This is a genomic window from Streptomyces sp. NRRL B-24572 (assembly GCF_002156145.1).
GTDB lineage: Bacteria > Actinomycetota > Actinomycetes > Streptomycetales > Streptomycetaceae > Streptomyces > Streptomyces vietnamensis.
Window position 1 is genome coordinate 1 of the sequence record NZ_MWIG01000503.1, and the last position, 265, is coordinate 265.

The window sequence follows — 265 nt, forward strand, 5'->3', positions numbered from 1 at the left end:
TGGCGAAGCCGACGCGCGCCCCGTACGTGTCGGTGACCCAGCCGAGGAGCGGGGCCCCGATGGGTGTGCCGCCGGCGAAGACCATCATGTAGAGGCTCATCACGCGCCCCCGCATGGCGGGGTCGGTGGCCATCTGGACGGCCGAGTTCGCGGTGATGTTCACGGTGAGGCCGATCATGCCGATCGGCACGAGCAGCAGCGCGAACACCCAGAAGGCCGGCGAGAGGGCCGCCGCGATCTCCAGGACGCCGAAGACGGCCGCGGC

At 71.3% G+C, this 265-nt stretch carries 1 protein-coding gene; it reads right to left on the reverse strand.

Going from position 1 to position 265, the window contains the following annotated elements; translation table 11 throughout:
• Positions 1-265, reverse strand: a 265-nt coding sequence (locus tag CCN56_RS44980; RefSeq protein ID WP_256962184.1) for an MFS transporter, incomplete at both ends; no start/stop codon positions are given.